A 6,066-nucleotide genomic window follows, 5' to 3' on the forward strand; every position below is an offset into this window, starting at 1 on the left:
CCAGAGCCTCGAAACAGCCCTCTGGAGATATTCGCGGTTGCGAAGTTGATTAATGGATCAGGTCTGCTGTCTACAGCCAGTCCCGCCGCTTGAAGACGAAGTACAGGCTCGTACACACCACCGCCATCAGCACAATCGCGAACGGATACCCGCCCGCCCAGTGCAGCTCCGGCATGTTGTCGAAGTTCATGCCGTAGATCGTTCCCACCAGCGTGGGGGCGAACAGGATGGCCGCCCACGACGAGATCTTCTTGATCTCCTCGTTCTGTTCGAAGCCGGCCTCCGCCAGGGCGCGCATTTCCGCGTTCTGTTGTTGGGTGACGAGCGTGGCGTTGACGGCGAGGATGTCGGCTAGGGCGGAGCGGAAGCCGTCGACGCGTTCGCTGGTGTGGGTGACGTGGTCGGCGACGTCGCGGAGGTAGCGCTGGAGTTCGTCGTCGGTGCCGTATTTGGTGAAGCCGGCCATCAGGCCGTGGAGCATGCCCACCAGGGGGCGGGTGGCGCGCTGGAACTCGACCATTTCGCGGGCTAGTTCGTAGATGCGGCGGGAGACGGCGGGGTCGCCGCCGAAGACCTCGGTCTCGATTTCGTCGATGTCGTTCTGGACGCCCGCGACGACGGGGGCGTAGCCGTCGACGACCGCGTCGAGGATGGCGTAGAGCACGGCCTCCGGGCCGAGGGCGAGGAGCTCCGGGGTGGCCTCCATGCGGCGGCGGACGGCCGAGAGGTCCGGGGCGGCGCCGTGGCGGACGGTGATGACGAAGTCGGGGCCGACGAAGACGTGGAGTTCGCCGAAGTCGACTTCTTCGGGCGCGTCCAGGTAGCGGGCGGCGCGCAGGACGACGAAGAGGGTGTCGCCGTAGCGCTCGAGCTTGGGGCGCTGGTGGGCTTCCAGGGCGTCCTCGACGGCCAGTTGGTGGAGGTCGAACTCATCGGCGAGGGAGACCAGTTCTTCTTCGGTGGGCCGGTAGAGGCCGATCCAGGCCATGCTCTCGGGCTGCTCGCGCAGCTGCCGGTACGTTTCGGCAAGGGAGTCCGGGGTGGCTACGCGGTGGCCGTCGCGGTAGACGGCGGCGTGGACGATGCTGCCCTGGCCGCCATTCGGTTCGAGGGTGCCGTCGTCGGCGCCGGCGGCGGGGGCCGGGGGAGTGTCCGGGGGTGTCGTACGGCCGTTCGGGGGGCGCAGCCAGGAGTGTTTCCTGGGCGTGGACCGGTGGCGCGGAGGGCGCTCGGGCATTTTTCTCTTCCCTCTCGCTGGTCACTGGGCCGAAAAACAGGATATACGGCCTCAAATCCAACCTCCGGGGGAGGTCGGGGGCGCTGTCAGTGGTCCGCCTTACCGTAGGCACATGACCGGAAACCGGGCGGCCGCGCCCGTCCTGACCCGGCGCGCGCTCAACCGCGCCCTGCTGGAACGCCAGCTGCTCCTGCGCCGTGCCGCGCTGCCGGCCCTCGACGCGGTCGAGCATCTGGTGGGGCTCCAGGCCCAGGCCCCGATGGACCCCTATTACGCCCTCGCCGCCCGCCTTGAGGGCTTCGACCCCGAGGAGCTCTCCGGTCTGCTCGCCTCGCGCGCGGCGGTGCGCATCGCGGTGATGCGCTCCACCATTCACCTGGTCAGCGCCCGCGACTGCCGCGTTCTGCGCCCGTTGTCCCAGCCCGTGCACGAGCGGGCGTTCCGCGGCAACCACGGCAAGCGCCTGACGGAGGTGGACCTGGGCCGGGTGGCCGGCCGGGCCCGGGAGCTGGTCGCCGAGCGCCCGTACACCTTCCACGCGCTGGGGCAGGCGCTGGCCGAGGAGTGGCCCGGCAGTGCTCCGCAGGACCTGGCCATGGCCGCCCGGACCCTGTTGCCGCTGGTCCAGGTGCCTCCGCGGGCGCTGTGGGGGCGCAGCGGTCCGGCCGCCCATACGACCGTGGAGGCGTGGCTCGGCGCGGAGGTGGATCCGGCGCCCGACCTGGATGCCGTGCTGCTGCGCTATCTGGGGGCGTTCGGCCCAGCCTCCGTCAAGGACATGCAGACCTGGTGCGGGCTGACCCGCCTCCGCGAGCGGGTCGAGGGCCTGCGGCCCCGCCTGCGCACGTTCCGGGACGAACAGGGGGTGGAGCTCTTCGACGTCGTGGACGGCCCGCTGCCCGATCCCGGCACCCCGGCCCCGGCCCGCCTCCTTCCGGAGTTCGACAACCTCACCCTCTCGCACGCCGACCGGAGCCGTGTCGTCTCGCCCGAGGACCTGCGGCGCCTCTGGCGCGTCAACCGGGCCAACCGCGCCCTCCTGCTGGACGGCTTCGTCGCGGGCATATGGCGCATGGAGACGGCGCGGGACGCGGTGGCCACGGTGACGGTGGAGCCCTTCCGGCGGATCTCCGGTGCCGAGCGGGAGGCAGTGCGGGAGGAGGCCGCGGGGGTGCTGGCGATGGCCGCGCCGGGGGCGGAGTGCGAGGTGCGGTTCGGGGCCGTCACGTAGGGGGCGGTTCTCCGGCCGCCGGGTTCACCGGGTTCACCGGTTTCCCGGCGTCCGGGGTCACCGGTCTCCCGGCCTCCGGGCCACCATCACCGTTCTCCCGGGCGCAGGGAGTCCAGGTGCCGGCGCAGCACCTGCCGCATGGCGCGCGGCGGCACCTCGGCCGGCCCCTGCAGGACGGCCTGCAGGGCGAGGCCGTCGAGCAGGGCCGACAGCCGCAGCGTCTCCGCCGCGATGTCGAGGTCCTCGGCCAGGCCGCCCGCCTGTCGTGCCTCGCTCAGTACGCGGGTGAGCAGCTCCCGCATGCCCCGGTGCACCTGCGCCGCGCGGGGCCGCAGTTCGGGACGCGTACGGGCGGCGGTGGTGAAGGCCAGCCAGAGCGCGGACTCTTCGTGACGGGCGCCGTCGAGCGGCAGGAACTCGGCCAGCAGCTCCTCGGTGCCCGTGCGGCGGTCCGCGTCGTCGGTCGCCGGGTCCAGGAGGACGGTGGCGTGCGCGCGGACGCGCCGCTCGATGCGGTCGGCCAGCTCGTCCATGGCGAAGAGCAGCATCTCGCCGTGGTCGGTGAAGTAGTGGCGGACCGAGCCGATGGCCAGGCCCGCCTCCTCCGCGACGTTGCGCAGCGACGCGTTCTCCAGGCCGTTCCGGCCGGCCACCCGCAACACCGCGTCGGCCACCGCCTGGCGGCGGGCCTCGCGGTCGACGATCTTCGGCATGTTGCCGTTATAGCACGGTCGGGCTAAATTCGATTTAGCACGACCGAGCTATTTAAGGGGTGGGAGTGAACGTCTGGCTGCTGGCCGGCCTCATCGCGGTGGGCGTCGTCGCCGTCGTGATCAAGCGGCTGATTGGTGAACCGCTCAAGGCGCGCGACCTGTTCGTGACGCCGCTCGTCCTGACCGGCCTGGGCGTCCTGGCGCTGTCCCACGCGCAGCGCCTCAACGGCGCCGACATCGCGTGGACCGTGACGGGCGCCGTCCTGGGCCTCGCGCTCGGAGCCGTGAGAGGGCGGACCGTCCAGGTCTTCGAGAAGCAGGGGGTGTTGTGGCAGCGCTATACCGGCCGCACGTTTCTCGTCCTGGTCGTCTCGGTGGTCGTCATGGGGGGCTTCGGTCTCCTCGCGGCCAAGATGGGCATGCACGAGGAGGCGCGGCCGATGCAGCTGTCCATCGGGGTGGGGTTCCTCGGTGAGGCGCTGGTGATCGGGCGGCGGGGGATGGTGAGTGGGGTGCCGTTTGCACCGGAGCGGTCGGGGTGACGGCGTTTCCTGGCGTGTGCCGGTGGTGTGGGTGGGGGGAGTTTGCCCCTGCCCCGCCCTTTCACCATTTCTTGTCCTCAATCGCCGGACGGGCTGGGTTTGGGCGCGCCGGGACGGGTTGGGTTTGGGCGGACCGGGCGGGTTGGGTTTGGGCGGACCGGGCGGGCTGGGATTGAGCGCGCCGGACGGGTTGGGTGGGTAACGTCACGTCCTCAATCGCCGGACGGGCTCAGTGGCGCGCCGGACGGGCTCGGTGGTGCGCCGGGCGGGCTGCGGTGGTGGCGGACGGGGCGGCCCGTTACCGCTCTCACTCGCCCACGTCCCGGCTCCGCAAGTCCGCCAAGGTCTCCCGGCGGATGAGGAGGCGGGCTCGGCCGGACGTTACGGCGGTTACCGGGGGGCGGCCCACGAGGTTGTAGGCCGAGGCCATCGACAGGTGGTACGCCCCCGACGCCGGGACCGCCAGGACGTCACCCGGGCGGATGTCACCCGGCAGGGGCACGTCCTCCGCCAGTACGTCGCCCGCCTCGCAGTGGCGGCCCACCACGGTCACCCGCCGCTCGGGCACCGCGGAGGCGCGGCCCACCAGCCGGACCGTGTAGCGCACGCCGTACAGCGCCGGGCGGGGGTTGTCGCTCATGCCGCCGTCGACGGCCACGAAGACCCGGCTCCCCGTGGACTTCACCGCCAGCACGCGGTACAGCGCCACCCCCGACGGGCCCGCGATCCAGCGGCCCGGCTCGACCGCGAGCCGGGGGACCGGCAGATCGGCGTGGGCGCACCGCAGGGACAGCTCGCTGCTGACCCGGTCGGCGTAGGCGTACGGGTCCAGGGCGGCGTCGCCGTCGCGGTAGGCGATGGCGAAGCCGCCGCCCAGGCCGAGTTCGGGGAACGTCACGCCGTGTACGTCGCGGAGGCGGCCCAGCAGGGACACCAGGCGCCGCACGGCGGTCACGTACGGCTCCACGGAAGCGATCTGGGAGCCGAGGTGGCAGTGCAGGCCCATGAGTTCGAGGCGGGGCTGGCCCAGGACGCGGGCCACCGCGTCCTCCGCCTCGCCGCCCGCGATCGGCAGTCCGAACTTCTGCCCCTCGACCCCGGTCCGCACCGCCGCGTGCGCGCCGGCCTCGACTCCCGGCACCACGCGCACCAGCACCCGCTGGCGGGCGCCCGGCGGCACCAGGGCCGCGAGGCGGGCTATCTCGCCGGTGCTGTCGAGCACGATCCTGCCCACCCCGAGCCGCAGCGCGGTGCGCAGGTCCTCGGGGCTCTTGGCGTTGCCGTGCAGGACGATGCGCTCGGCGGGGAAGCCCGCGTGCGCGGCGAGTTCCAGCTCGCCCGCCGAGCAGACGTCGAGCGAGAGCCCCTCCTCCTCGATCCAGCGGATCATCGCGCGGGAGAGGAACGCCTTGCCGGCGTAGGCGACGTCGGCGTCCGGCAGGGCGGTGCGCCAGGCCCTGGCCCTGGCCCGGACCTCGTCCTCGTCCAGGACGTAGGAGGGCGTGCCGAAGCGGTCGGCGAGCTCTCCGAGGGCGACGCCGCCGACGGCCAGGTCGCCCGAGGGCAGGGTGCGGGTGGAGGCGGGCCAGACCGGGGCGGACGAGGGCTCCCCGGGCAGCGGCGGGAGGGCGACGGGGGCCAGGGGCAGGGACACGGATGATCTCCTTCGAGGGAATGAACGGGTGCGAGGAGTCAGCCGGGGAACGTCGGCAGGAGGGGCACGGTGTCCTCGGGAGCGGGCCGCACGGGCGGCGCCGTCAGCTGCGGGTCGACGGACACCAGCGTGACGCCGAGCGGTGCGGCCAGGGACCGCACGGCGGGCAGGGCGAGGCGCACCGAGGGGACGGCCTGGCCCAGGCAGTCGGCGAGCCGTCGCCGGCTGGTGAAGGCGACGACCGTACGGGTGTCGAGCGGGGTGCGGTAGACGCGCAGGGAGAAGCCGCCGGGGCAGGGCCGCACGGGCACGTACAGCGGTTCCTCCCGGTCAGGATGGGACGGCTCTCCGTCGTCGGCCGGATGACTCTCGGTGCTCGCGGGAGCGGCGGGGCGGGCGACTGCGGCCACGGCGGCCGCCTCGGCGGGGGTACGGCTCACATGCATGACGGTCCTTGGTGAGGTGTCGGGAGGAGGTGCGTCGGTGCGGTGTCGCGAGGTGCGTCGGTCACGCTATGCCCGGTGCACGCCCGCACAAGCGCCTCATTGACAGCACGTTGACCCCTCCCGGCGGTCCCTTGACGGCTCGTTGACGCCGCTGCCCGCTGCCCGCTGCCCGCTGCCCGCTGCCCGCTGCCCGCTGCCCGCTGCCCGCTGCCCGCTGCCCGCTGCCCGCTGCCCGCTGCCCGC

6 protein-coding genes are annotated in these 6,066 nt (G+C 72.9%); 2 read left to right on the plus strand and 4 right to left on the minus strand.

Going from position 1 to position 6,066, the window contains the following annotated elements; translation table 11 throughout:
- Nucleotides 1–70: 70 nt before the first annotated feature.
- Nucleotides 71–1,237, minus strand: a complete 1,167-nt coding sequence (locus AB0G59_RS02815) for a magnesium and cobalt transport protein CorA (RefSeq protein WP_360907245.1) — start codon at nt 1,235–1,237, stop codon at nt 71–73.
- Between the two features lie 112 nt (nt 1,238–1,349).
- Here AB0G59_RS02815 and AB0G59_RS02820 point away from each other — a divergent pair, with 112 nt between their 5' ends.
- A complete protein-coding gene (locus AB0G59_RS02820; protein ID WP_360907247.1) occupies nt 1,350–2,468 on the plus strand; it encodes a winged helix DNA-binding domain-containing protein in 1,119 nt (372 codons plus the stop codon).
- 86 nt (nt 2,469–2,554) lie between these two features.
- On the opposite strand, the gene AB0G59_RS02825 is transcribed toward AB0G59_RS02820, so the two are convergent.
- Nucleotides 2,555–3,181 (minus strand): TetR family transcriptional regulator C-terminal domain-containing protein, encoded by a 627-nt coding sequence (locus AB0G59_RS02825; protein ID WP_360907249.1) that lies wholly within the window; start codon nt 3,179–3,181, stop codon nt 2,555–2,557.
- Nucleotides 3,182–3,246: 65 nt separating this feature from the next.
- Here AB0G59_RS02825 and AB0G59_RS02830 point away from each other — a divergent pair, with 65 nt between their 5' ends.
- The gene (locus tag AB0G59_RS02830; RefSeq protein ID WP_360907251.1) at nt 3,247–3,723 is read left to right on the plus strand and encodes a DUF1453 domain-containing protein; all 477 of its coding nucleotides are present in this window, start codon (nt 3,247–3,249) and stop codon (nt 3,721–3,723) included.
- A 307-nt stretch (nt 3,724–4,030) separates the two neighbouring features.
- Here AB0G59_RS02830 and lysA read toward each other — a convergent pair whose 3' ends face one another.
- Together lysA and AB0G59_RS02840 are read right to left on the minus strand one after the other, a co-directional pair.
- Entirely contained in the window at nt 4,031–5,371 is a 1,341-nt protein-coding gene (gene lysA, locus AB0G59_RS02835; protein WP_360907576.1) for a diaminopimelate decarboxylase, read from the minus strand.
- A 44-nt stretch (nt 5,372–5,415) separates the two neighbouring features.
- Nucleotides 5,416–5,817 (minus strand): SAV_915 family protein, encoded by a 402-nt coding sequence (locus tag AB0G59_RS02840; protein WP_360907253.1) that lies wholly within the window; start codon nt 5,815–5,817, stop codon nt 5,416–5,418.
- Nucleotides 5,818–6,066 lie beyond the last annotated feature (249 nt).

The sequence above is a fragment of the Streptomyces sp. NPDC021096 genome (assembly GCF_040641275.1).
Taxonomy (GTDB): domain Bacteria; phylum Actinomycetota; class Actinomycetes; order Streptomycetales; family Streptomycetaceae; genus Streptomyces.